24 protein-coding genes, 3 tRNA genes and 2 other annotated features are annotated in these 26,734 nt (G+C 31.0%); of the genes, 6 read left to right on the top strand and 21 right to left on the bottom strand.

Translation table 11 applies throughout. From position 1 onward, the window contains the following. Window positions 1–9 precede the first annotated feature (9 nt). The 8 genes from pheS to ytxC form a co-directional block, all read right to left on the bottom strand. Complete coding sequence (pheS, locus tag KQH81_RS08995) at window positions 10–1,029, bottom strand: phenylalanine--tRNA ligase subunit alpha (RefSeq protein WP_099335529.1); 1,020 nt, start codon at window positions 1,027–1,029, stop codon at window positions 10–12. Between the two features lie 61 nt (window positions 1,030–1,090). Then, window positions 1,091–1,308 (bottom strand) — a binding site (T-box leader). 50 nt (window positions 1,309–1,358) lie between these two features. Continuing rightward, entirely contained in the window at window positions 1,359–2,135 is a 777-nt protein-coding gene (locus KQH81_RS09000; RefSeq protein ID WP_099335530.1) for a TrmH family RNA methyltransferase, read from the bottom strand. Between the two features lie 10 nt (window positions 2,136–2,145). Then, complete coding sequence (locus KQH81_RS09005; protein WP_027638298.1) at window positions 2,146–2,811, bottom strand: potassium channel family protein; 666 nt, start codon at window positions 2,809–2,811, stop codon at window positions 2,146–2,148. A gap of 12 nt (window positions 2,812–2,823) precedes the next feature. Next, window positions 2,824–4,170, bottom strand: coding sequence for a TrkH family potassium uptake protein (locus tag KQH81_RS09010; RefSeq protein ID WP_027638297.1), 1,347 nt, complete (start codon window positions 4,168–4,170; stop codon window positions 2,824–2,826). A 106-nt stretch (window positions 4,171–4,276) separates the two neighbouring features. Next, the gene (gene rplT / locus KQH81_RS09015; protein WP_027638296.1) at window positions 4,277–4,636 is read right to left on the bottom strand and encodes a 50S ribosomal protein L20; all 360 of its coding nucleotides are present in this window, start codon (window positions 4,634–4,636) and stop codon (window positions 4,277–4,279) included. Between the two features lie 29 nt (window positions 4,637–4,665). Beyond that, window positions 4,666–4,863: a 50S ribosomal protein L35 gene (gene rpmI / locus KQH81_RS09020; RefSeq protein ID WP_027638295.1), complete on the bottom strand. Its 198-nt coding sequence runs from the start codon at window positions 4,861–4,863 to the stop codon at window positions 4,666–4,668. A 26-nt stretch (window positions 4,864–4,889) separates the two neighbouring features. Next, the gene (gene infC / locus KQH81_RS09025; protein WP_099335531.1) at window positions 4,890–5,402 is read right to left on the bottom strand and encodes a translation initiation factor IF-3; all 513 of its coding nucleotides are present in this window, start codon (window positions 5,400–5,402) and stop codon (window positions 4,890–4,892) included. Between the two features lie 198 nt (window positions 5,403–5,600). Continuing rightward, window positions 5,601–6,491: a putative sporulation protein YtxC gene (gene ytxC, locus KQH81_RS09030; RefSeq protein ID WP_099335532.1), complete on the bottom strand. Its 891-nt coding sequence runs from the start codon at window positions 6,489–6,491 to the stop codon at window positions 5,601–5,603. 157 nt (window positions 6,492–6,648) lie between these two features. Here ytxC and KQH81_RS09035 point away from each other — a divergent pair, with 157 nt between their 5' ends. Continuing rightward, window positions 6,649–7,350 (top strand): DUF6873 family GME fold protein, encoded by a 702-nt coding sequence (locus KQH81_RS09035; protein ID WP_099335533.1) that lies wholly within the window; start codon window positions 6,649–6,651, stop codon window positions 7,348–7,350. A gap of 189 nt (window positions 7,351–7,539) precedes the next feature. Here the strand turns inward: KQH81_RS09035 and KQH81_RS09040 are convergent. The 6 genes from KQH81_RS09040 to KQH81_RS09065 all read right to left on the bottom strand — a co-directional run bounded on the left by KQH81_RS09040 (window position 7,540) and on the right by KQH81_RS09065 (window position 9,807). Next, a tRNA-Gly gene (locus KQH81_RS09040) sits at window positions 7,540–7,614 on the bottom strand. A gap of 7 nt (window positions 7,615–7,621) precedes the next feature. Then, window positions 7,622–7,697 (bottom strand) — tRNA-Phe (locus tag KQH81_RS09045). 5 nt (window positions 7,698–7,702) lie between these two features. After that, window positions 7,703–7,779: transfer RNA gene (locus KQH81_RS09050), tRNA-Asp, on the bottom strand. 27 nt (window positions 7,780–7,806) lie between these two features. Continuing rightward, window positions 7,807–8,715, bottom strand: coding sequence for an Hsp33 family molecular chaperone HslO (hslO, locus tag KQH81_RS09055; protein WP_027638291.1), 909 nt, complete (start codon window positions 8,713–8,715; stop codon window positions 7,807–7,809). Between the two features lie 12 nt (window positions 8,716–8,727). Next, window positions 8,728–9,468 (bottom strand): class I SAM-dependent DNA methyltransferase, encoded by a 741-nt coding sequence (locus KQH81_RS09060; RefSeq protein ID WP_230028121.1) that lies wholly within the window; start codon window positions 9,466–9,468, stop codon window positions 8,728–8,730. Window positions 9,469–9,543: 75 nt separating this feature from the next. After that, the gene (locus KQH81_RS09065; protein ID WP_027638289.1) at window positions 9,544–9,807 is read right to left on the bottom strand and encodes a small, acid-soluble spore protein, alpha/beta type; all 264 of its coding nucleotides are present in this window, start codon (window positions 9,805–9,807) and stop codon (window positions 9,544–9,546) included. Between the two features lie 168 nt (window positions 9,808–9,975). Here KQH81_RS09065 and dapA point away from each other — a divergent pair, with 168 nt between their 5' ends. Next, complete coding sequence (gene dapA / locus KQH81_RS09070) at window positions 9,976–10,854, top strand: 4-hydroxy-tetrahydrodipicolinate synthase (RefSeq protein ID WP_099335534.1); 879 nt, start codon at window positions 9,976–9,978, stop codon at window positions 10,852–10,854. A 10-nt stretch (window positions 10,855–10,864) separates the two neighbouring features. Then, a complete protein-coding gene (gene dapB, locus KQH81_RS09075; protein ID WP_027638287.1) occupies window positions 10,865–11,626 on the top strand; it encodes a 4-hydroxy-tetrahydrodipicolinate reductase in 762 nt (253 codons plus the stop codon). Between the two features lie 33 nt (window positions 11,627–11,659). Here the strand turns inward: dapB and KQH81_RS09080 are convergent, their stop codons facing one another. Beyond that, entirely contained in the window at window positions 11,660–12,799 is a 1,140-nt protein-coding gene (locus KQH81_RS09080) for a pyridoxal phosphate-dependent aminotransferase (protein ID WP_027638286.1), read from the bottom strand. Window positions 12,800–13,004: 205 nt separating this feature from the next. Here KQH81_RS09080 and dapD point away from each other — a divergent pair, with 205 nt between their 5' ends. Next, window positions 13,005–13,715 carry a 2,3,4,5-tetrahydropyridine-2,6-dicarboxylate N-acetyltransferase gene (gene dapD / locus KQH81_RS09085; protein WP_027638285.1) on the top strand — a complete coding sequence of 237 codons (711 nt, stop codon included), beginning with the start codon at window positions 13,005–13,007 and terminating at the stop codon, window positions 13,713–13,715. Window positions 13,716–13,745: 30 nt separating this feature from the next. Here dapD and KQH81_RS09090 read toward each other — a convergent pair whose 3' ends face one another. Beyond that, window positions 13,746–14,402 carry a single-stranded DNA-binding protein gene (locus KQH81_RS09090; protein WP_027638284.1) on the bottom strand — a complete coding sequence of 219 codons (657 nt, stop codon included), beginning with the start codon at window positions 14,400–14,402 and terminating at the stop codon, window positions 13,746–13,748. Between the two features lie 140 nt (window positions 14,403–14,542). Beyond that, window positions 14,543–15,268 carry a polysaccharide deacetylase family sporulation protein PdaB gene (gene pdaB / locus KQH81_RS09095; RefSeq protein ID WP_035770538.1) on the bottom strand — a complete coding sequence of 242 codons (726 nt, stop codon included), beginning with the start codon at window positions 15,266–15,268 and terminating at the stop codon, window positions 14,543–14,545. A 221-nt stretch (window positions 15,269–15,489) separates the two neighbouring features. Between pdaB and KQH81_RS09100 the strand changes: the two genes are divergently transcribed. After that, window positions 15,490–16,017, top strand: coding sequence for a DUF4364 family protein (locus KQH81_RS09100; RefSeq protein ID WP_230028124.1), 528 nt, complete (start codon window positions 15,490–15,492; stop codon window positions 16,015–16,017). 139 nt (window positions 16,018–16,156) lie between these two features. Further along, window positions 16,157–16,390: a TIGR03905 family TSCPD domain-containing protein gene (locus tag KQH81_RS09105; protein WP_407647351.1), complete on the top strand. Its 234-nt coding sequence runs from the start codon at window positions 16,157–16,159 to the stop codon at window positions 16,388–16,390. Between the two features lie 27 nt (window positions 16,391–16,417). Here the strand turns inward: KQH81_RS09105 and KQH81_RS09110 are convergent, their stop codons facing one another. The 4 genes from KQH81_RS09110 to KQH81_RS09125 all read right to left on the bottom strand — a co-directional run bounded on the left by KQH81_RS09110 (window position 16,418) and on the right by KQH81_RS09125 (window position 26,554). Beyond that, on the bottom strand, window positions 16,418–17,833 hold the full coding sequence (locus tag KQH81_RS09110) for a spore germination protein (RefSeq protein WP_027638280.1): 1,416 nt from the start codon (window positions 17,831–17,833) through the stop codon (window positions 16,418–16,420). 150 nt (window positions 17,834–17,983) lie between these two features. Then, on the bottom strand, window positions 17,984–19,294 hold the full coding sequence (locus KQH81_RS09115; protein WP_027638279.1) for a bifunctional folylpolyglutamate synthase/dihydrofolate synthase: 1,311 nt from the start codon (window positions 19,292–19,294) through the stop codon (window positions 17,984–17,986). A 10-nt stretch (window positions 19,295–19,304) separates the two neighbouring features. Further along, window positions 19,305–21,947, bottom strand: a complete 2,643-nt coding sequence (locus tag KQH81_RS09120; protein ID WP_027638278.1) for a valine--tRNA ligase — start codon at window positions 21,945–21,947, stop codon at window positions 19,305–19,307. Window positions 21,948–21,993: 46 nt separating this feature from the next. Continuing rightward, window positions 21,994–22,207, bottom strand: a binding site (T-box leader). Window positions 22,208–22,261: 54 nt separating this feature from the next. Beyond that, on the bottom strand, window positions 22,262–26,554 hold the full coding sequence (locus KQH81_RS09125) for a 2-hydroxyacyl-CoA dehydratase (RefSeq protein ID WP_027638277.1): 4,293 nt from the start codon (window positions 26,552–26,554) through the stop codon (window positions 22,262–22,264). Between the last annotated feature and the right edge of the window lie 180 nt (window positions 26,555–26,734).

The following is a 26,734-nucleotide window of genomic DNA, read 5'->3' on the forward strand; positions in this document are numbered from 1 at the left end:
CTTTACCTCCTAGAATTGATTTAAAAATCTCATATCACTTTCATATAATTGTCTTATATCATCTATTTCATAATTTAGCATTGTTATTCTATCAACTCCGAAACCAAATGCAAATCCTGAGTATACTTCTGGATCAATTCCACAATTTCTAAGTACCTGTGGGTGTACCATTCCACAACCTATAAATTCTATCCATCCGCTTCCTTTACATACTCTGCATCCTTCACCATTACACACAAAACATGTAGCATCCATTTCTGCAGAAGGCTCTGTAAATGGGAAGTGATGAGGTCTGAATTTAGTCTTAACATGATCTCCAAACATTTTTTTAGCAAATAATTCTAAAGTACCTTTAAGATCAGCAAAAGTTACACCTTTGTCTATTACAAGACCTTCCATTTGATAAAATATAGGAGAGTGTGTAGCATCAAGATCGTCACTTCTATAAACTTTTCCTGGTGATATCATCTTTATAGGTGGAGTCTGTTTTTCCATAACTCTTGCCTGTACTGGAGAAGTTTGAGTTCTTAAAACTACATCATCGTTTATATAGAAAGTATCTTGTTCACTTCTAGCTGGGTGGTTTTTAGGGATATTTAAAGCTTCAAAGTTATAATGATCAAGTTCAACCTCTGGTCCCTCTTCAATAGAGAATCCCATTTCTATAAATATTTCTTTCATTCTATTTAAAGTAATTTCTAATGGATGTCTCTTACCTACTAACGGCTTCTTTCCTGGAAGAGAAATATCTATTATTTCATTTTGAAGTTTAAATGCCTTTTCTTTATTTTTTATATCAGATAGGCTTTTTTCAATAGATGATTCAATAGCTTCTCTTACATCATTTGCCACTTTACCTATAACAGGTCTTTCTTCCTTTGATAAAGCACCCATACCTCTTAATATTGCAGTTAATTCGCCTTTTTTTCCTAAATATTTAACTCTAATATTTTCTAATTCACTGCTGTTTTTTACTTCTTCAACGGCTTTTAGCGCATTGATTTTTATATTTTCTAATTGTTGTTTCATTTTTACTACTCCTTTCATACTGTAAAGTGAAACTTTTTGCAAATAAAAAAAGTCCATCCCATAAAGGGACGAACTTACTCCGCGGTACCACCCTAGTTAATTTCACAAAATTCTCTCTAGATATAAATAACGGTATAAACCGCTAAGAACTACTATTAATTTCATTCTTAGAACTCCGAAGTGAACTTCAATAAAATATCTTATGAAAAAATTTTCAGTCTATGATTTTTTCTCCCTGAAAAAGACAAATTTATCTACTCTCTTCATCACTGTTGTTATAATTATTCATTTAAAGACATTATACATAGGTTTATATAAAAATTCAATAGCTATGATAAATTTTGCCTTACTATCTCAAACATCATTATAGATGAAGCTACCGAAACATTCAATGATTCTGCTCCTCCTGGCATTGGAATCTTGACTTTTATGTCAGCTAACTTATAAATATCTTCACTGACTCCATTACCTTCGTTTCCTACACATATAACTATGTTTCCCTTAAGATTCTCATCATAAAAGTTCTTATCCGTTTGAAGAGAACTCACCACAAACCTATAATTTTTATTTTTTAGAACATCTATTATATTTTCTGCATCTTCAAATATAGGTATATGAAATATAGATCCCATAGTACTTCTTAAGACTTTATCATTGTATATGTCAACAGTTCCTTTAGTTAATATTATACCACTTGCACCACTACCGTGGGCCGATCTTATAATTGTTCCCATATTACCAGGATCTTGTACCTTGTCTATAAGGATATAAAAACCGTCATTAATATCAGCTTTAGGAGCTTTCTTTTCAACTACAGCTAAAATGCCTTGAGGATGCTCAGTTGATGAAAGAATTTTAATTATATCTTTTGATACTTTTAGTATTTCTACCTTAGTTCCAAAAATATTTTTTAAAATTTCTGCTTTTTCATTTTCTCTTTCATCAAAAAAAACACACTCTACTTTCCAATTAGCTCTTACAGCTTCCTCTATAAGTTTCCATCCTTCAACTATAAACTTACCATCATTGTTTCTATATTTTTTTTCTTTATATTTCTTTATACTTTTTATCAATCCGTTATCTTTGCTTTGAATTTCTTTAAACAAAGGTCCACCTCTATCTAGATATCATATTTTCAAGCTTGCTTAATTCATCACTTGCACCTATAGCTATTAATATATCCGATTCTTCTATTACATCATCTGCATTAGGTGATATATTTACCACATCATCAGCTTTCCTTATTGCCATTATATTTATGCCAAAAGTCGCTCTTACTTTTAGTTCTCTTAAAGTCTTGCCTACCCAAGTATTGGGAACCTCTATTTCTATTATGCTATAATCAGGTGAAAGTTCTATATAGTCTAATATATTAGAAGATACTAAGTTGTGAGCAACTCTTACCCCCATATCCTTTTCAGGAAGAACTACTCTATCTGCCCCTATCTTGTATAATACTTTTGCATGTATTTCACTATTTCCCTTTGCAATTATATGCTTTACTCCAAGTTCTTTTACTATAAGAGTAACCATAACACTTGCTTGAATGCTAGAACCTATAGTAATAACAGCTACATCAAAATTTCTTATTCCTAATGTTCTTAAAGCATTTTCATCAGTAGCATCCATTTGCACAGCATGAGTAACACTATCAGAAATCTCTTGAACAAGATCTTCATCCTTATCTATTGCCAAAACATCATGACCTGATTCATAAAGTGTCTTTGCTACAGATGACCCAAATCTACCTAATCCAATAACAACAAATTGCTTATTATTCATAACTAAGCACTCCTATCCCACTAATATTTTATCTTCAGGGTACCTTATTCCCTTATTTTTCTTTCTATTTGTCAAAGCTAAAAACAAAGTCATAGGTCCAACTCTTCCACAATACATAGTTAATGCTACCATAACTTTTCCTATTGTTGTAAGATTAGGTGTTAAGCCTAAAGTTAATCCAACAGTACCAAAAGCTGATACAACCTCATATATTAAATATTCCAAAGAGGCTCCAACTTCAGTTATAGATAATATCATAGTGACACCTATTACTATTCCAAGGCTCAATGTAACTATAGTAAAAGCTTTGTATACTAAATCTTTATTTATTCTCTTTTTAAAGATTTCAGTATCTTCTCTTCCTCTTATAACACAAATAACAGTCATAAGCAATATGCCTGCTGTAGATGTTTTAATTCCACCCCCGGTTGATCCTGGTGATGCTCCAACAAACATAAGAATTATAGTTAAACTTCTTCCAGCCAAAGTCATATCAGAAGTAGAAATAGAGTTAAATCCTGCGGTTCTTGGAGTTACAGCTGCAAACACAGATGATAGTATCTTATCTTTAGCTCCCATAGGCCCCATAGTGTTAGGATTGTTAAACTCAAAAATAAACATTAAAATAGCTCCTCCTACTATTAAAATAGCAGTCATAGAGAGAACTAACTTTGAATGTAGTGATAATTTTTTAAGGTCTTTATTTTTATAGATATCTACCCATACTGAAAAACCTATACCACCTACAATTATAAGAGAACCTATAGTTAAAATTATAACAGAATTATCATACACTCCAGTCAAACTAGAAAAATTCCCCATTAAGTCAAATCCAGCATTACAAAATGCTGATATTGAATGAAAAAAGCTAAATGCTATTCCTTTACTCACTCCAAACATAGGTATAAACTGGGTGGATAAAAGCATTGCTCCTATAAATTCAACTGAAAATGTGAAAATGAGTATATATCTCATCATACTTACTAAACCTTGAATACTGAAAGTATTCATAGCTTCCTGCATTATAAGTCTTTGTTTTAGAGTAATTTTTTTTCCTAAAATCAAGGCAAACAAAGTTGTAAAAGCCATGAAGCCTAACCCACCTACTTGGATAAGCGTTATTATAACAACTTTTCCAAAAGTGCTCCAATGCGTAGCAGTATCTAAAGTTATCAATCCAGTAATGCATGTAGCTGATGTTGAAGTAAACAAACTGTCTATAAAACTTGTAGGCGTTCCATCAGCTGATGAAATTGGTAATGTAAGTAATAATGCTCCAGTTAAGATTACTATTGCAAATCCAATTACCAATACCTGAACTGCATTAAGTTTAAATTTTTTATTTAACCTCACTTGCATTATAATCACCCCATAAATTTAGTGATAATTTTTATAACTTAATATAGTATACATTATATTATCCGTACTAATGCAAAAAATGCGACATAAGCCGCATTTTCTTATATTAAGCTTCTATTTGCTTTTTTGCGATTTCAACTAATTCTGTAAATGCTTTTGGATCATTTATAGCTATCTCAGATAACATCTTTCTATTCATATCTATTCCAGCTAATTTTATTCCATTCATGAACTTTGAATAAGATAATCCATTCATTCTTGCACCAGCATTTATTCTTGCTATCCAAAGCTTTCTGAAATCTCTCTTCTTTAACTTTCTTCCTACATAAGCATTTCTTAACGCTCTTATAACACTTTCATTAGCAGTCTTGAATAACTTGCTTTTTCCACCATAGTATCCTTTTGCAAGTTTTAAAACCTTTTTATGATTCTTACGTGCATTCAACGCTCTCTTAACTCTTGCCATTTCGTTAACCTCCTATTTTAGTATTACTCTTAAATATATGGTAATAACTTCTTGTATACTTTTTCTTGTGATACTGAAACATATCCAGTCTTTCTAAGATTTCTCTTTCTCTTAGAAGTCTTCTTAGTTAAGATGTGGCTCTTAAAAGCCTTTGCTCTCTTTAACTTTCCTGTTCCTGTTTTCTTAAATCTTTTTGCTGCACCTCTATGAGTTTTCATTTTTGGCATAATTAAAATCCTCCTCCCAAGCTCTGTTATTTCTTTGGAGCTAAAATTAGTATCATATTTCTTCCTTCTAATTTAGCTGACTTTTCAACCACTCCAGCTCCATCTAACTTTGAAACAAAATTATCTAGAATTTTTATTCCAACATGTGAATAATCGGCTTCTCTACCTCTAAATCTCACTGTTACTTTAACTTTATCTCCATCTTGCAAGAATTTCTTAGCATTATTAGCCTTTATAGCAACGTCGTGTTCTTCTATAGTTGGACTAAATCTTATTTCCTTAATGCTTACAACTTTCTGCTTTTTTCTTGCTTCTTTTTCTCTCTTAGATTGCTCATATATGAATTTTCCATAATCCATGATTTTGCAAACTGGTGGCTTTGCACCTGGAGATATCATTACTAGATCAAGCTCTTTTTCTTCTGCCAATCTTAAAGCTTCTTTAGTTGGTAAAACGCCTAATTGTTCATTGTCATTGGCTATAACTCTAACTTCTCTTTCTCTTATATCATCATTAATGGTATAACCTTTATTATTAATATTTTTTCACCTCCGCATAATATATAAAATTAATGTTTTACATATATAAAAAGGGCGGTATAATACCGCCCTCATTATCCTAACAAAATTAATCTTTAAAGCTAGGTACCTTACTAAGCACGCCGTAAGGTGAGAAACGATAGTCTCTACTTGACAAAAATAATTATAACACTTCAATTTTTTACTGTCAATACTATATTATATTTTTATTTTAGTTTTTACACATCTACTGCATCCACTGCAGATTATAACTCTATCTAAAAAAACATTTTTTATAGTTTCAATTAATTCTTTATTAGATGAGTTCTCAGCTCCATGAATTATTATCTTTTGTGGAGCATTAGTTATAAGTCCACTTATTATCATATCCTCCACATTTATTGTAGATCCCATTTTGCAATCTAATAATTCATTTACAAACTCATCCATTATATCTTTTCCTTCTCTATTTTCAAGATGGTAAGAACCACTTGAGTCAATTATTATATGAAGTTCATCTATTTTGCTTTCTTGAACTTCAACAAAATATTTTAATAGTTTCACAAATTCATTGTATTCTTTTTCAACTAGATAAGTCTCCACAATCTTATCTACTATACTTTGAAAATCTCCTAAAAGTTCTTTCATTCTAAATCTTATAAATCCTTCTACATTTATCTCATCTTTTTCTTCTATACATTCTTTAATCTTCTCTATTATGTTATTCTGTCTATTTAAACAATATATAGAGGTTTCATCCTTTATATTTTCATCCCCGTTTAACCCTTTTATAATTTTGTCACTCAATTCAGGAATTTCGTCACTTCTTAGAAAGAAATAGCTATCTGTCAAAATTTCATATAATTCTTTGTCTTTAAATATACTTACTACTATTTTATATAAAATAGTGCTTACCCTTAATTGGATAGCAGATTTTAATTTTTCGTTGTATACATCATCATCACAAAGTATTTTTATGAAGTGAGTATTTTCATCTATGCTTTCACATATCCCTAACACTATATTCTTGTCTTTGTAATAACCTTTAAGCTCTTGCAACTCATCTACAATTATAGAGTCCCCTTCGTATATGATCTTTAGAAGAAGCATTTTTTCTCACTCCCTTCTTAATCATAGTATGTGTTTTAATGAGATGGATATACAAAAAAATAATAACAATTCTCGACAACACATAGCTACTTTCCATCTAATACCTTGATAAATAAAACTTATAATTATAAAATTAATAGAGAAAGGAGTGTCTGTTTTGACTATATCTTTTGTAGACTCTAGAATTGAACTTGAAGAATTAAACGAATTAAAAAAAAGAAAGATACATCTTATTTATTGTCCAAAAGCCAAAAATTTATATGAAGCTATAAGTTGTCATCCAGATATACAGTTGCATATAATTGATAAAAACACCATAATTGTTCATAGGGATTTTCCCGAAAATTTAATATGTGATTTAAAAATTTTAAATATTAATGTATTTAGATCTTCGGAATATCTTCAAAAGAATTATCCATATGATATAATACTTAACGCTTTAAATTTAAACGATTATTTTATACACAAGTTAAATTGTACAGATAAAAATCTTTTAAATCTTGTAAAATCAAAAAAATTAATAAATACAAATCAAGGTTATACTAAGTGTTCAGCTGCCATTGTAAGTGATAATGCTATTATTACCAGTGATATTTCAATAAAAAACGCTCTATCTTCTACTAATATAGATGTTTTATTGCTTCCACCTGGAGATATACTTCTGCCAGGACTTGATTACGGCTTTATCGGAGGCACTTGCGGTCTCATAGACAAATCTACCTTAGCTTTTTTGGGAGATCTTTCTTACTATAAATATGGAAAAGAAGTATTAAGTTTTTTAAAAAAGCATAATGTGAATCCATTGTATCTTCGAAAAGGACCTTTAATTGACAGAGGAAGTATATTATCTATATTTTAAACTTTATAATCCCCGTCGTAAAATTTTACGGCGGGGATTATAACCTATTTTTTATACTAATTTCTATTTTTCTCATATTAAAATTTATTCATAAAATCTCAATATAAATTAAGCTTTTCAATCTATGATTTATATTGAGGATTTATTTTTTAATAGAATATAAAAAAGCATCGATATAATCGATGCTTTTGGAGCGGAAGACGAGATTCGAACTCGCGACGTTCACCTTGGCAAGGTGACGCTCTACCACTGAGCCACTCCCGCATAAAACTGGTGGCTGGACCAGGAATCGAACCAGGGACACGAGGATTTTCAGTCCTCTGCTCTACCGACTGAGCTATCCAGCCAAAAGTGGCGACCTAGAAGGGACTCGAACCCTCGACCTCCGGCGTGACAGGCCGGCACTCTAACCAACTGAGCCACTAGGCCACTTCCTTTTAAATTATATAATGCATTTTATTCATTGTCAATATTATTTTTACTATTTTGTTTTGATTTTAATATATTTCCTATATCTTCATGGGTAAAAATATACTTTTCATTACAGAAATTGCATACAAGTTCTTCACTCTTATTATCATCATATAATTCTTGTAAATCTTTTTCACCTATGCTGATAAGAGCTTTTTCAACTTTTTCCTTTGAACAGTCACATTGATAAAAAGGTTCATCTTCCTCTAATATCTTTAAATCCATATCTTCAAATATATATTCTAAAATATCTTTTATATTCATTCCCTTTACCATCATTTCAGTAACGGATGGTATTTCTTCAAGTCTATACATTATAGTATCTGCCAAAAGTTCATCCGCTCCTGGAAGCATTTGAATAACAAATCCTCCTGACGCTTTAATGGATAAATCTTTATCAACCAAGACTCCTAATGCTACTGCTGATGGTGTCTGCTCAGATACAGTAAAATAATAGGCTAAGTCTTCTGCTATTTCACCAGTAAATATAGGTACTTGTCCTACATATGGTTCTTTAAGTCCCATGTCTCTAATTACATATAGAGATCCATTTTTTCCTATGGCTCCTCCTACATCTAGTTTACCTTTATCGTTTAAAGGAAGGTCAACATTAGGATTACCTATATACCCTTTAACTCTTCCATCACTATATGCAGTTACTACTACTCCCTTTGCTTCGCCCCCTCCATTAATTTGAAGAGTAACAGTATCTTTTGAACCTTTAAGCATTGAGCCCAAAATAGCCCCAGCAGTTAATGAACGTCCAAGTGCTGCACTCGCAGTAGGACTACAGTTGTGCTTTTTTGCTCCTATATTCACAAGATTTGTACTGCTAACTCCAATTATTCTTACCATTCCCTCTAAGGCAGTTGCTTTAATAAGTATATCTTTCACTTTAATTCCTCCCTACTTTTTCTTAACTACATAAGTTATTCTTTCTGTTAAATCTGTTATATCCTCTTCTCCATAATTATCAACTTTTTTAATAACTTGAAGACCGCATTCATTAAGCACCTTATCTAGATACTCTGTCTTATAGGCTTTCTCTATATGTTCCTCATCAAATCTTTCGTATAGATTTCCACTCTTAACAAAGAAAACTAAGTTCATATATAAAGTTTCCTCTTCAAAGTAATTATCCCAAGAATAAAATATATCTTCTTCATCATAACTATATGTATTATTACCTAATATCTCGCTAAGCTTATAATAAGAATTTATATCAAATATAAAGATTCCGTCAGTTTCTAAAAGAGAAGAAACTCCTTTAAAATAATTTTTAAGATTTTCTTCATCTACAATATAATTAGTTGAATCTAAAGAACATGTAATTAAATTAAATTTGCTATTTATATTCAGTTCACTCATATCCTGACATATTATTGTAGCATTTATTCTATTGATCTTTAACTTTTCATAGGCTTCCATAAGCATATCCTCAGACATATCAACTAAAAAAGATTTTTTGAATGCCTTACCTATTTTAGCAGACAAAGTTCCTGTGCCACAGGCCAAATCTAAATAATTGTTATAATCTATATCAAATTCCTTACATAAGCTTATTATTTTATTGCTAATTTTAGCATAATCTATATCTTCATATATGAGAGTATCATATATCTTGGATAACCTTTTGTAACTATCCATCTTATCCCCCTTTATTATCCATCAAACAAAACTCTTTATTCTACTAATTTATCTTATATACTTTTAGCTTTCACGTCAACTGCGCTTGCCCATATTCTTTAAAATTTCATTATTGCTTGGAAGATGAAGTGCTTTCTTTCTCTTAGTCATAAGTCCACCTATACGCCCTGTTTCTTCTGCTGTAAGACCTCCCCATCCAAGTTCATCTACCTTTTCACTAAGTCCCAGTTCTCCAGCTATTTCGTATTTTAATTTTTCCCTCAAAACCTCATCAGGTGTGAGTTCTTTATTTGATTTTATCTTTGCTTTTATAACCTTTTTTAATGGAGTCTTTCCCATAAATTACGCCCCCTGATTTAAAAATTAAGTTTTTAATAGTTTTAGCTTTCAAGTAAAATTTATTCACTTCAATAAGAATATTTTGTATTTACATATATATTTTTATCTCCATGAATTATATAATAATATAAAATATATAATATAATAAAAACTTTAGGAGGTATTCTTATGTCAATATTTAAAGGATCTGGTGTAGCACTTATAACTCCATTTAATGAGTTCGGTGTAGACTTTGATAAACTTGATGAGCTATTAGAATGGCACATTGAAAATAAAACTGACGCTATAATAATATGCGGAACTACAGGAGAAGCTTCTACTATGAGTGAAGCCGAAAGAAAAGAGACTATAGAGTATACAGTTAAAAAGGTAAATAAGAGAATACCCGTAATCGCTGGTACTGGAAGTAATAATACTAAAGCTTCTATAGAGATGAGCATATGGGCTGAAAGTATTGGAGTTGATGCTTTGCTTGTAATAACTCCATACTATAACAAAACAACTCAAAAAGGTCTTATCGCACATTTCAAAGCAATAAATGACGCTGTAAATATCCCTATAATACTTTATAATGTTCCCGCTAGAACAGGTATGAACATTGCTCCCAAAACCCTTGTTGAGTTATGTAAGCTTTCAAATATAAAAGCAATAAAAGAAGCTTCTGGTGATTTATCTCAAATCCTTAAGATGAAAGCTCTTTGCAATGATAAAATAGATATTTATTCAGGAAATGATGATCAAATCGTTCCTATATTATCCGTAGGAGGAATCGGTGTAATTTCTGTTCTTGCAAATGTATGCCCTAAAGAAACTCATGATATAGTTTCTTTATATTTAGAAGGAAAAACTAAAGAATCTTTAGATCTTCAAATAAAGCTTCTTCCTTTATGCGAAGCTTTATTTATTGAAACTAATCCTATTCCAGTAAAAACTGCTTTAAATCTTCTTGATATGAAGGTAGGAAATTTAAGACTTCCTCTTTGTGATATGAGTAATGATAATTTAAATGTACTAAAAAATGAGCTTCAAAAACTAAACTTATTATAGGAGGATTAAAATGATAAAAGTTTTATTAAATGGTTGTAATGGAAAAATGGGAAAAGTAGTAACTTCCTCAGTCAAAAGTTTTTCTGATATTGAAATAGTTGCAGGAGTAGACAAATCTGGAGATCAACTTGATAATTATCCAGTATTTCAATCTATTAAAGATTGCACAGTTCCTGTAGATGTAATAATTGATTTTTCACGTGCTGACGCCATATATGACTTAGTTGATTACTGCAAAGGAAATAATTCTTCACTTATAGTGTGCAGTACCGGATTTTCAGAAGAACAACTAAAATTTATAAATGAATCTGCAAAAGAAATTCCTATATTTAGATCTGCCAATATGAGCATAGGGATAAATGTATTAAGTGCTGTCTTAAAGAAGGTATCACCTTACCTTTATAATGATTTTGATATAGAGATAGTAGAAAAACATCATAACCAAAAAGTAGATGCCCCTAGTGGAACTGCAATTCTTCTTGCTGATGTGATAAAGGATTCTTTGGAAAGCGAACCTCCATATATATATGGAAGAGAGGGGTCTTCTAAGCGTTCTAAAGGAGAAATAGGTATTCATGCTATACGTGGCGGAAATATAGTTGGAGATCACGAGGTAATTTTTGCTGGTGCCGGTGAAGTTTTAGAGTTCAATCATAAGGCTATTTCTAGAGAGGTTTTTGCTCAAGGAGCCTTAAAAGCTGCTGTATTTATGAAGGATAAAAAAATCGGACTATACAACATGGATGACATGATAAACTTAAATAACATCTAAAAAATATAAGGGAGCTTAAGCTCCCTTATATTTCTATTTCTTATCTTCTATCCATCTTTCAATTCCATCTAACGCCATTTCAAGTTCTTTCATGCTATAGCAATATGAGATTCTTATATTATTATCTCCTCTACTTCCAAAAGCACTTCCAGGAACACAAGCAATTTTTTCTTTATTTAATAAATCAGTGCAGAATTCTTCGCTGGAAAGGTTAAACTTTTCTATGGATGGAAAGATGTAAAAAGCTCCTGAAGGCAAACTGCAGCTGAATCCCATCGCTTTAAGCCTATTGTAACAATAGTTTCTTCTTTCTTTAAAGCTTTCTCTCATAATCTTAACATCATCCATTGAACTCTTAAGTCCCTCTAAAGCTCCCCATTGAACTATTGATGGTGCACAGGATACATTATATTGATGAACCTTTGAAATAGAGTCTAGTATGTTTTTCTTAGCACAAACATATCCAAGCCTTAGACCTGTCATAGCGAACATTTTTGAAAATCCACTTATATATATGATTTTTTCTAGCATATCTTCATATTGAGCTAATGACAAATATTCATTTTCATAAATTAATTCAGCATAAATCTCGTCACTTATTATATAGATATCCTCAGCTTTTAAGATTTCATACAAATCTTCTTTAAGTTTTTCATTAAGTATAGCTCCAGTAGGGTTCGAAGGATAAGACAGCATTAAGCCTTTTATATCATTTGTCTTTATCAATTCCTTCAATTTGTTTATATCTATCATGAACTCTTCGTTTAAGTCGTATTCTATAACCTCTAAGCCCAATATATCTGCTATAGCTTTATAAGCCGGAAATGCAGGATTAGGGATTAAAATCTTATCACCGATATTGAAAAGACCTTGAAATGTAACATACAAAGCTTCGCTCCCACCAGCAGTTATACATATCTCATCTTTATTAAAGTCTATTTTTTTACTCTTTAAATAATTTGAAATTTCTTCTCTAAGAGGTTCAATTCCTTCATTGGAAGTATATCCATTCTTATTTTCGTTTATAGCCTTTATCATAGCTTCATTTATAGCATTTGGAGTTTTAAAGTCAGGCTGACCCAAAGTTAAGGATATTGCACCTGGTACTTCAGAAACCTTATTATGAAATTTTCTTATACCTGAAGTTTCTATTTTTTTCACTTTATCATTCATATAACCTCTCCTAACCACTACTTAAAAATATTTATTATATTTTATCACAGTAGGCTTATAATATAAATATTAAGTAAACCTTATGTTTTTAAATTCGTTCTAATTTAATAAAATTTTTTTAAAATACTCCCTTTTAATAGATCTTGAAATTTATTATAATAGGTAATATGTCGTAATATGTACACTTTTGAAAGGATTGATAAATATGAATTATAATTTTACAGACCCTTATGAAATCGCACGTTTTATAAAAGAATCAGAAAAATCTACTCCAGTTAAAGTTTATATAAAAGGAAATTTAGCTGATATAAATATGGATGATGTAGATTTTTACGGCAATGATAAATTTGGAGTTCTATTTGGAGAGAGCCAGGATGTTTCTTCTTTATTATTAAATAATAAAGATAAAATTCAAAACTTCAGACTTGAAAATGATCGTAGAAACTCAGCTATTCCTCTATTAGATATATTAAATATTGAAGCAAGAATAGAGCCAGGTTCAATCATAAGAGACAAAGTATCTATAGGTAAAAATGCTGTTATAATGATGGGAGCTGTCATAAACATAGGTGCCGAAATTGGCGAAGGAACTATGGTAGATATGAATGCTGTAGTAGGCGCTAGAGGCCAATTAGGAAAAAGAGTGCATCTAGGCGCAGGTGCTGTAGTCGCTGGAGTGCTTGAACCACCAAGCAAAACTCCTTGTATAATTGAAGATGATGTTCTAATTGGTGCAAATGCTGTAATCCTTGAAGGAGTAAGAGTTGGAAAAGGCTCTGTTGTAGCTGCAGGTTCTGTTGTAGTAGAAGATGTGCCTAACGGAGTTGTTGTAGCTGGTACCCCTGCTAAAATAATAAAATCTGTTGACGATAAAACTAAAGATAAAACTCAACTTGTTGATGATTTAAGAAAATAAGGTATGGATTAAAATCCATACCCCTTATTTTTATACAGCACCCTGTTCTTCTGAAGAAGAGGTGCCTTCTTTATTAACTCTTTCCATTTTAGAAATTGAAACTTCATATGCTACCTTCTTAACCGTTTCATTTTCTCCAACTTTCTTTTGATACTCTCTGCTTTGTAATCTTCCCCATACTCTTATATTTTCACCAACTTCTAAGGTTTGACAGAATCTTGAATTTCTACCCCAAGCTATGGTTGGTATGTAGTCAGATTTATTGTAGGCTCTGTTTACAGCCAAAAGAACATCTGCTATTTCCCTTCCAAATGGTGTTGTTCTATATACTGGAGCTTTGCATATATATCCATCTAAGAAAATTTCATTTGGATTTTTGCTTCTTTCTTCACAAGGCTCAATATTTCTTGCAAAAACAGTAAGTATAAGTCTATTAGACCCATCAACAAATTTATTATATGATCTTAATTGTCCATCAACTATTACATCTCTACCTATGCTCAAATCTATATTGGTTATTATTCTTTCTGATACTGTAATACAAAGACTATCCTTTGTATCACTTAACCTCATAACGTCTAAAGAAAAAGTATAGAATCCCTCCCCATACATTTCATGACTAAATTTCAATTCTGAAGATACAGTTCCCTCTAAATAAATTTTGTTGTTTAAAAGTAAATTCTCCATCTTAACCCCTCTCTCCCTTAGTTTTTATTTGTTACACCAATAAAGTATTCTTTAACATAAAAAAATATTACTTTTTTATTTATATAATAAATTCTATCACACTTCCATTATAATACATTTTGACTATAGATTTCAATATGTCATTTTTTAATTTGTTTTCCATTACTATTAATGTAAAAATTTTCTTTGTAGATTAAGTCTGAAACTTTTACAAATTCATATCCCTCTTCTTGAAGTTTAGGTATTAATCGTTCAAGATTTTCAGGAGTATATTTAGCATTGTTATGAAAAAGAAGTATGGCTCCAGGCTCTGCTTTCTTCATAATTCTATTATATTCTATATCAGCTCCTTTCTCTTTCCAATCTACGCTGTCTGCACTCCACTGTATAGGAAAAACTCTACATTCATTTACCATATTAACCGCATTGCTATTATAAGCTCCACTTGGAAATCTAAATAATTTTACATCTTCTCCTGTTATTTTATTTATTTTTTCATTAGTCAAATTGATTTCTTCTTTTATTTTTTCTTTATTGATTTTAGTAAAATCAGCATGACTATTAGAATGATTTCCTATTTCATGTCCTCTACTCTTTATCTCTGATAAAATCTTAGCATTATCTTCACTATAATTTATCCATTTTCCAATGACAAAGAAAGTTGCTTTTACATCATACTTGTCCAAAATATCTAATATTTCTTTTGTGTGATCTGTTCCCCAATTGACATCAAAAGTTATACTAATTTTTTTCTCCGATGTATCTACAGAATATATAGGGTGTACATCATTATTTGCTGATACTCCTATTGAAGGATTCATATTAATTAAAGATAATGTTATTGTCGCTATTAGCAATGCTAACATTATGTTTATTTTTTTTCTTATCTTCCCAATATCTATTCCTCCCTTGATTTATTATCTTAAATCTTAATATATTTTATATATATTCAAAAAAAATAAACCTATTCATTTTTTATTTACTTTATATATTTACTTTTATCTTATATTTTTTTCATAAATATTATATAATTAGAATATATAATGATGTTATATACTTTCACTTTACGTTGGAGGGTGGGATTCGCATGTATGAAAGTACTACAGAATTAGCTGAAAATAAGCTGCTGGTTCTATTTATAATTAAAACTGTAAAAGTTCCTATTTCTAATAGTCAGCTTACAGATATAGTCTTAGAAAACGGATTTATAAATTATTTTGTACTTCAGCAATATATATCTGAGCTTATATCTTCTAGGTTTTTAACTTATAAAGATATTAATGACAAAAAGCTTCTTTCTATAACAGAAAAAGGATCAAACGTCCTTTCCTTCTTCAAGGATAGGATTCCAGAAAACAAAATATCATCTATTGAAGAATATTTAAAAAACAAATTAGAACAAATAAAGAAGGAGCTTACACTTAGTGCTAGTTACACTGTAAGTGAAGATAGCAGTTTTATAGTTTCACTTCAGGCTCTTGAAAATGAAACTTTACTTATGGATTTAAAACTAAGTGTTGCTTCTAATAAACAAGCAATGGATCTATGCACCAAATGGAAAACTAATTCAGCTGAAATATACAATAAAATTGTTCATCTTTTAATAGGTGATTAGTAAAAACCATATCCTATAATCGGATATGGTTTTTATATTTAAATATTTCTCTATATACATAAAAAAACATATAGACATTATTTTTCTTCTATTCTATAATTAAAAAGCATAACATTTCATTAAGGGGGATATATAGATGATAACATTTAAAACTCAAGGCGTTTGCGCTAGAAATATTAACTTTGAAGTAGTTGATAATAGAGTAACATCCGTTTCTTTTGAAGGAGGATGTAATGGTAATCTTCAAGGAATTTCAAAGCTTGTTGAAGGAATGGAAATAAATGAAGTTATTGATAGATTAAAAGGAATTAAATGTGGTTCTAAGAAAACATCTTGCCCTGATCAGCTTGCTATTGCATTAGAATCACTATAAATAAAAGAAGGACCAAAAGTCCTTCTTTTATTTTGTCCTTAATTCTTTTTTCCATCTAAATATAAGATGCTTTATTGCCTTCCAGTTAAAAGGTATTAAAGGATATAAATATGATTCTCCAATTATTGTTTTTGTAGATGCTAATACAGATATATTTATTATAATACCTATTATAAATCCCCAAGTTCCAAATATGCCTGTTAATGCCACCAGTAACATTCTTGAAAACTTGAAGGCAAAACTTAACTCAATACTTGGCTGCGTAAAACTTGATAAAGCTACAATTGCCATATACAGTATAGTCTGCTCTGTAAACCAGCCCGTTTTAACTGTATAATCCCCTAAAATCAATCCACCTATTACCGATAAAGATGTTCCAAGAGAACTTGGAGTATTTAGTGATGCTAATTTTAAGCCATCAATTGCCAGTTCAGCAATAAGAAATTGAAGAAATATTGGAATATTGTAAGATTCTTTGGGCAGTAAAAAGCTTAAATAATCTGTAAGCCATTCAGGATTATCTGTCAGCAATACATATACTGGCGGAATAAATATATTTCCTAAAAGCACTAAATATCTAACGATCTTTAAGTAATTTCCAGTGAATACAGGCATATAATAATCATCAGCAGATTGTAGAAAATCAAATATACCTGAAGGGAAAATCAATATAGAAGATGTATTATCTATAAGAACAACTATACTTCCCTCCATTATTTGACACGATGCTACGTCTGGCCTCTCTGTATATCTAGCTTTTGGGAAAGGATTCATCCATGATTTATGATTTATAGCTTCTATAAAACTTTGATCGCCCAAAGTTAAAGATTTTATGTCTAATTCATCTATAACTTTATTTATATATTCTAACGCCTTTTTATGTACTTTGTTTGTCATATATCCTACAGCTAAATCAGTTCTGCTAATACTTCCTATGGAGTGCATTTCAAATACTAAATGTGGATCTCTTATACGCCTTCTTATAAGAGCCGTATTAAACACTATGGTTTCTACAAAGCCATCATGAGACCCGTGCAAAACTTTTTCTTTTTCAGGTTCCTCTACTCCTCTAGCAGGATATGTTCTAAAATCAAGCATTACAGCCTTATTCCAATTCTCACCAAATAGTGCTGTCTGTCCTGACAAAATACCAGTTACTATTTTTTCAAAATCTTTTTCTGTACTGCATTCTATTGAACTTAAACCTTTTTGAATTAAATCATCTGCCGTATTTATCTTTTTAAAGTCTTCAGGTTTTAGATTGTACAGATCCCTTCTCACATATTCTAAGTTTGTATCTTTAATGAATCCATCTAAATAGTACATATAAAACTTGCTGTCATGTACATCTATTATCCTTTCTATGACATCAAAGCTGTGCCCTAAATCTAATAATTTTCTTATTTCATGTACGTTTTCTTCAAGATTTTTATATAATTCCATATTTTCCTCCCATAAACAGAATAACTTTAGTATTTGTAACACTATAATTTATTTTCTTCATTTTACAGAGGAATATACCATATAAAATTTTTTCATATATCAAAAGCGGTATAAGACTAAATATTAGTTTAGTCTTATACCGCTTTATTGTTATTTTCTATTTTTTAATGTTCTTGTAATTATGCCTCTCATGTCACCTATCATATATAGTGAACCACAAATTGATATCATATCTTTCGATGTAGAATAATTCATAGCTTCAGAAAAAGCTTCATCATAGCTTTCTACGGCCGATACATTTTTATTAACTCCAGCAATCTTGCATCTTAAATTTTGAGAGCTTTCTGCCCTATCATTGTGAGGGGCCACTGCAATAATTCTATCTGCCATAGGACATATTACATTTATCATGTTTTCAACCTGCTTATCTACAAGGATGCCTATTATAAGTATCAATCTTTCATACTTAAAATATGATTTTATGCTTTCACTGAGTTTTGTGATTCCATCTATATTATGAGCACCATCTATAACTACTAATGGAGATAAATTCATTACCTCTAATCTTCCTGGCCATTTTACATTTTTTAATGCTGCTTTTTTATGGCTAACAGGTATATTAATCTTTTCTATATTTTCTAGAACTTCTATAGTTTTTAGAGCAAGACTGCAATTCAAAAGTTGATAATTGCCTAAAAGAGATAGTTCAATTATTTCATCAACTCCATTAATATCAAAAATCGCTCTTTGATAAACAGATGTAGTTGAAATTGTATCTATAAACTTTCCTTCTTTATTCACAGTGAAAAGCTTACTTCCTTTTGCTTTAGCAGAATCTTTTATAACATTATAGACCTCATTAGTTTGTCTATAAGTAACTACAGGTACTCCCTGTTTTATTATCCCACACTTTTCAAAAGCAATCTCATTTAATGTGTTTCCTAATATCGACATATGATCATAACTTATTGAGGCTATAACAGATATCAGTGGAGTTAGAACATTGGTGGCATCTAACCTTCCCCCTAAGCCTACCTCTATTACAGCATAATCAATATCTTCTTCATCAAAATACTTAAACATAGCACAAGTTATAATTTCAAATTGGTTAGGAACTTCGTATCCTTCATTTTCAACTTTCTCTATAGAAGCCTTAACCTTTGTCATAACCTGTGCAAGCCTATCTTTAGGTATATTTTTATTATTTATTTGAATTCTTTCTTCAAAATTTTCTAGATAAGGGGATGTATACATCCCCACTTTAAATCCACTTTCAACTAAAATGCTTGAGATCATGGCTGTAGTTGAACCTTTTCCATTTGTACCTGCTATATGAATAGCTTTTATATTTTCATGAGGATTTCCCAAATGACTTAATATTCGTTCAATCCTCTTAAGGCCGTAACTTCTTCCAAAATGTCCTGCTTTATTTATATACTCCATGGATTCAGCATAATTCATAAACTATCACCTAACCTAAGCTTGATATTCTTTCCTCAACAGCTTTAAGCATTTCTTTGTATTTTTCACCTTTTGCTCTTTCTTCATTTACAACAGCTTCTGGTGCCTTTTTAGTAAAGTTTTCATTTGATAGTTTCTTTTCAACTCTATCTATTTCCTTTAAAAGTTTATCTTTTTCTTTTGCTAATCTATCAAGCTCTTTTTCTCTATCTACTAGATCTAAAAGAGGCATGAATAACTCCCCGCCTTTAACTACTAGAGATACAACATTTGAAGCCAATCCCTCTTTAGTATCTATAAATTCAACTTCTGAAGCAGATGCAAGTTTTTCGAAATAAGGTTTTCCTTCTTCAAATGCTTTCTTTCCTTCTTCATTAGAGTATGCTATAACTTTAGCCTTTCTAGATGGTGGAACATTCATTTCTGCTCTTAAGTTTCTTAAAGACTTTATGGCTTCTATAACTAAATCCATGTCATGTTCTGCTTCTATATCATTTAACTCATCTTTATACTCAGGCCATGCAGAAATTGTTATAGATTCTTCATCTATTACTAGATGAGTGAATATCTCTTCTGTTATAAATGGCATAACAGGGTGTAAAAGTTTTAATCCTGAAGTGAGTACTGTATAAAGCACATTATATGCTATTCCCTTTTGTTTTTCGTCATCTCCATAGAATACAGGTTTTACAAGTTCTATATACCAGTCACAAAGCTCAGTCCACATAAAGTCATAAATCTTTTGAAGTGCCATTCCTATTTCATATTTATCTAGATTATCTGTAACTTCTTTTATAACGGTATTCATTCTTGAAAGTATCCACTTATCAGCTAGTGTATATTCTTTGCAGTCTTTATATTTATTCATAAGATCTCTGTCAAGATTCATCATGATAAATCTTGATGCATTCCAAATCTTATTAGCAAAGTTTCTTGCTGCTTCTACTCTTTCAGGATAGAATCTTATATCATTTCCTGGAGCATTTCCTGTAACTAGCATAAACCTAAGGGCATCAGCACCATAGCTATCGATTACTTCTAATGGGTCTATACCATTTCCTAAAGACTTAGACATCTTTCTACCCTCAGAATCTCTTACTATTCCGTGGATAAATACTGTTTCAAATGGAGTTTCTCCCATGTTATGAAGACCTGAAAATACCATTCTTGCAACCCAGAAGAATATGATATCATATCCTGTAACTAAAACATTAGTTGGATAGAAGTACTCTAAATCCTCAGTTTTGTTTGGCCAGCCTAAAGTAGAAAATGGCCATAATGCTGAACTAAACCAAGTATCTAATACATCATTATCTTGAACTAAATGAGTTTCTCCACACTTTGGACATACTGTTGGAGCTTCTTCTTGACATATAATTTCTCCACAAGAACAATACCAAACTGGAATTCTGTGTCCCCACCATAGCTGTCTTGATATACACCAATCTTGAATATTTTCCATCCAGTTAAAGTATGTCTTTTCAAATCTCTCAGGCACAAATTTTGTGTCTTTATTTTTTACTGCTTCTAATGCAGGTTTTGCTAAAGATTCCATCTTTACATACCATTGTTTTGATATTATAGGTTCAACTACTGTTCCGCATCTATCGTGACATCCAACGTTGTGAATATGAGGTTTTATCTTAACTAAGAATCCTTGTTCTTCTAAATCTTTAACAATTTCACGTCTAGCTTCATATCTTTCAAGACCTTTATACTTTCCACCAAGTTCATTTATATATCCTTTGTCATCCATAACTCTTATTTGATCTAAATTATGTCTCTTTCCTACTTCATAGTCATTAGGGTCATGAGCTGGTGTTATTTTAACAGCACCTGTTCCAAATTCCATATCTACATAGTCATCAGCAACTATTGGTATCTCTCTATTTACAAGAGGAAGTAATAGTTTCTTGCCTACTAAGTGGCAGTATCTTTCATCTTTTGGGTTAACAGCAACTGCAGTATCACCTAATAGAGTTTCAGGTCTTGTTGTTGCTATCTCTAAATATTCATCACTATCTATTACAGGATATTTTATATGCCAGAAGTTTCCTTCATGTTCTGAATACTCAATTTCTGCATCAGATAATGCAGTTTGGCATTTTGGACACCAATTAGTAATTCTATGCCCTTGATATATAAGACCTTCATTGTATAATTTAACAAATACATGTCTTACTGCTCTATTTAAATTTTCATCCATAGTAAATGCTTCACGAGTAAAATCAGCAGAACATCCAAGCTGCTTTATTTGTCCTCTTATTCTAGCTCTGTATTCATCTGTCCATTCCCATACTTTTTCTAGGAATGCTTCTCTTCCCATTTCCTTTTTCTTTAAGCCTTGTTTTAAAAGCTCATTTTCTACCTTTACTTCTGTAGCTATACTTGCATGATCCTCTCCTGGAAGCCATAAAGTTTCATAACCTTCCATTCTCTTGAACCTTATAAGGATATCTTGAAGAGTATTATCTAAAGCATGGCCTAGATGAAGCTGTCCTGTTATATTTGGAGGTGGCATTATTATAGTGTATGGCTTTTTATTCTTATCTACTTTTGGTGTGAAATATTTCTTTTCTTCCCAAGTTTCATAAATTCTTTTTTCAAATTCTTTTGGATTATAAGTCGTTGATATATTCTTATTTTCGCTCATTTGTATCCTCCTTTTGTTTTAAAAAAATAAAAAGAGCCTTCATCCTTAAAAGGACGAAAGCTCGCGGTACCACCTTTTTTCCCATCATACAATGGGCTCTTAAAATTTAACGGTAAGAACACCGTCTTTGCCTACAATCACTCTCAGCAAAGAAGCTCCAAAGCTACCTTCAAAATCATCTCTTTAAGAAACCTTTCAGCCCATGAGTTTCTCTCTCTAAAAAGATACAGATTCCTACTCCTCTTTTTCTTAGCTAATTACTTATTAATTTATACATATATTATAATATTATAAGAGTCTATGTCAAGGATATTTTAAGAATTTAAGAAGATTCCTCTTCCAATTTTCTTCTCTATTGGCACATCACGTTCTACAGCTTTGTTCGTGTGTTTGTTTAGATTTTTAAATGCCACTGACATCATAAGTTTAATCCTATTAAGCTGATTTACTTCACTGGCACCTGGATCATAATCTATTGCTACAATATTAACTTCAGGATTCTTTTCCTTTAAAGCCTTTATCATACCCTTTCCAGTAACATGGTTAGGTAAACATGCAAAAGGCTGCATACATATTATATTATTAACATTATCGTCTATAAGTTCTAGCATTTCTCCTGTAAGGAACCATCCTTCTCCAGTCTGATTTCCTATAGATACAACTTTATTAGCCATATCAGCAAGCTCATATATTGTCTTTGGATATGAAAATCTTTCGCTTTCTTTAAGAGCTTTCTTTATAAATCCTATATAGAGATTAAATGCTTTTATTCCAATTTTACTAAAAAGGTATGTGGACCTTTTCCCTGATAAATATTTGTATTTATAATCAGTATCATAAGTTACATATAGGAAGAACCCCATAAGGTCTGGCATTACGGCTTCTCCACCTTCTTCCTCTACTATGGATACCACATTATTATTTGCAGTAGGATGGAATTTCACTAGAATTTCTCCAACCAATCCAACTCTAGGTTTTATAACATTATCTATTGGTAAAGTATCAAATTCCCGTATTATATTTAAAATATCATCTTTAAATTCTTTATATCCGCCTTCTCTTATAGTTTTTTTACATTTTTCAGTCCATTTTTTATATAGTTCATTAGCAGAATCTTTCACTTTTTCATATGGCCTAACTCTATATAAAACTCTCATAAGGACATCACCATAACAAATAGACATTAATGCTTTATTTAAAAGTTTTGGCGTTACCTTAAATCCTGGATTTTTTTCTAATCCTACGGCATTTAATGATATTACCGGTATTTTCTCTAAATTACACTCTCTAAGGGCTTTTCTTAAAAATCCTATATAATTAGTTGCCCTACATCCTCCACCTGTTTGACTTATGATAACAGATGTATTATCTAAATCATACTTTCCACTTTTCAAAGCGCTTATAAGTTGTCCAACAACGATTATAGATGGATAACATGCATCGTTATTTACATACTTCAATCCTTCCTCAATTATGTTAGAATCTACATTATTAAGTACTACTAAGTTGTAATCACAAGCTTTAAAAGCTTCCTCCAAAAATTGAAAATGTATCGGAGACATTTGTGGTGATAGTATGGTATGTTTTTTTCTCATTTCTTTTGTAAAAACTACTCTTTTATTGGGATTTTCCCCTACAGTAATTTTAAAATTATTTTTTTCTCTTTCATCCATAGATGCTTTTAACGATCTCAGTCTTATTCTTACAGCACCTAAATTGTTTCCTTCATCTATTTTTATTACTGTGTATATCTTTCCATTTCTATTTAATATACTTTTAACTTCATCTGTAGTTACTGCATCTAATCCACATCCAAAAGAATTTAATTGTATAAGCTCTAAATTTTCACTAGTGGATACAAATGTTGCAGCTCTATAAAGCCTGTTGTGGTATGTCCATTGATCCACAACTCGCAGAGGTCTGTCAATATTCTGTAAATGGCATATGCTGTCCTCAGTTAGTACCCCAATACCATAAGAAGTTATAAGGCTGTCAATTCCGTGGTTAACTTCTGGATCTATGTGGTAAGGTCTTCCACTTAGTACTATGCCTTTTAAGCCTTTTTCATCTAAATATTTTAGAGTTTCTTCTCCTTTTTTCTCTATGTCTCTTTTGAAATTTTCCTGCTCCTTAAGCGCTTTTAAAAGAGCAGTATTTATTTCATTTTTTAATATCCCCTCTTCTTTAAATATTGAGTATAGTCTGTCACAAAGTTTATTCTCATTATTTAGTGCTAAAAAAGGATTTAAAAACTTTATATTATTTTCTTTTAATATATCCATATTATTTTTTATGACCTCAGGATAAGAAGTTACAATTGGACAATTATAGCTGTTATTTGCCGTCTCATCCTCTTTTCTCTCATAAGGAATACACGGATAAAAAATAAACTTTATATTTTTCTTTATCAGATTCATTATGTGTCCATGAACAAGCTTTCCCGGATAGCATACAGACTCAGAAGGAATTGTTTCCATTCCACTTTCGTAGGTCTTCTTATTTGTTCTATCTGAAAGTACCACCCTATAGCCAAGCTCTGTTAAAAATGTGAACCAAAATGGATAGTTTTCATATAAATTCAGTGCTCTAGGTATTCCAACAACGCCTCGTTTTGCTTCCTGTTCTTTTAATGGCTCATAGCTGAACAACCTATCATATTTATATTCATACAAATTAGGTATATCTTTATTTTTGTTATTCTTTCCTTCTCCTTTTTCACATCTATTACCAGAAATAAATTTCTTCTTATTTCCAAAATCATTTATTGTAAGAAGACAATTATTAGTACACCCTCCACATCGTCTTAATGTTGTTTTAGCATGTATCTTATCTAAATTTTCTACTTTACATAAAGTAGATATATATCCTTCTTCATATCTTTCTTTTGATATTATGGCTGCCCCAAAAGCACCCATTATTCCTGCTATGTCTGGCCTTATGGCTTTAACTCCACTTATAAGCTCAAAGGCTCTTAATATGGCATCATTATAAAAAGTCCCTCCCTGAACTACTATTTTTTCTCCCATTTCCTCAGGTCGTCTAATTCTAATCACTTTATATAATGCATTTTTTACCACAGAATAACAAAGACCTGCTGCAATATCACCTACTTTTGCACCTTCTTTCTGTGCTTCCTTAACCTTGGAGTTCATAAATACGGTACATCTTGAACCTAAATCAATAGGTATTTGTGAATTTATAGCTTCATCTACAAACTTATCTAAAGATAAATCTAAAGATTTTGCAAATCCCTCAATAAATGATCCACATCCAGATGAACACGCTTCATTAAGAAGTATACTATCAATAACTCCATCTTTTATCTTCAAGCATTTCATATCTTGTCCACCAATATCAAGTATAAAATCTACTCCAGGCAAAAAGTAATTAGCTCCTTTATAGTGAGCTATTGTCTCAATTTCCCCTATATCTACACCTAATGCTGTCTTTATTAAGTTTTCACCATATCCTGTAACTGCAGAATTAACTATATTAAAATCCTGAGGTTTTTTATTATATATATCTTTTAATATACTTATAACTACATTTAGAGGATTTCCTTTATTATTTTCGTAATGGCTGTATACTATATTACAGTCATCATCTATAACTACAGCCTTTGTTGTAGTAGACCCTGCATCTATTCCTAAAAATCCATTTCCACTGCATAAATCAAATGATTTTTTCTTTGCTACATCTTTGCTATGATATTCTTTAAATTTCACATAGTCCTCTTTATCTTCAAAGAGCGGTTTTAAGCCTCTTATTAAATGCTTCTCACTTTTTAAGTTTAGAAGAAGTTCTAAAAGTTGTTTCATATATATAGGACTGTTTTCTCTAGATTTAATAGCTGCTCCTATTGCTACAAATAGTTGAGAATTTTCAGGAAAGATTACATCCTCATCTCTTAATTCTAAAGTTTCTTTAAATCTCTTCCTAAGTTCGCTTAAAAAATATAAAGGCCCCCCTAGGAAGGCTACTTTTCCTCTTATAGGTTTTCCACAAGCAAGTCCACTTATGGTTTGATTTACAACTGCTTGAAATATAGAAACAGCTATATCTTCCTTCCTTGCTCCCTCGTTAATCAATGGCTGAATATCTGTCTTAGCAAAGACTCCGCACCTAGCTGCTATAGGATATATGTTTTCATAATTCTTTGCTAAATTATTTAGTCCTGATGCATCAGTTTCTAGAAGCACTGACATTTGATCTATAAATGCTCCAGTTCCTCCTGCACATGTTCCATTCATTCTTTGTTCTATACCGCCTTTAAAATAAGTTATTTTAGCATCCTCTCCACCAAGTTCTATGGCAACGTCAGTTTCTGGAATCATGTATTCAATAGCTGCTGTGCATGCTATTACCTCCTGAATAAACGGTAAATTAAGTCTTTTAGATACCCCAAGTCCACCTGATCCTGTTATTGTTACTGTTACTCCTCCATCAAAAACATTGCTACAATCCTTAATTAAGGATATAACTGTATTTTCTATGTCAGCTAAATGTCTCTGATATTTACTGTATACTACTTTATTCTCTCTGCTTACTAGTACTAATTTTACTGTAGTTGATCCTATGTCTACTCCTAAATTTAAAATGCCTTTCATGTTTACATCCCCTTAATTAAAGAATTCTATTTATATAACCCTTTACTTAGTATTATGGAATATAAGGTAATCTAAAGAAAATTTTTGAATATTTATATTTAACACTCATATTATATAATGTATTCCATAAAAAATCCAATTATTAGCTTAATAAAATTTTATGATATCTATCATGTATAA

This window comes from Clostridium cadaveris (assembly GCF_020911725.1).
GTDB lineage: Bacteria > Bacillota > Clostridia > Clostridiales > Clostridiaceae > Clostridium_X > Clostridium_X cadaveris.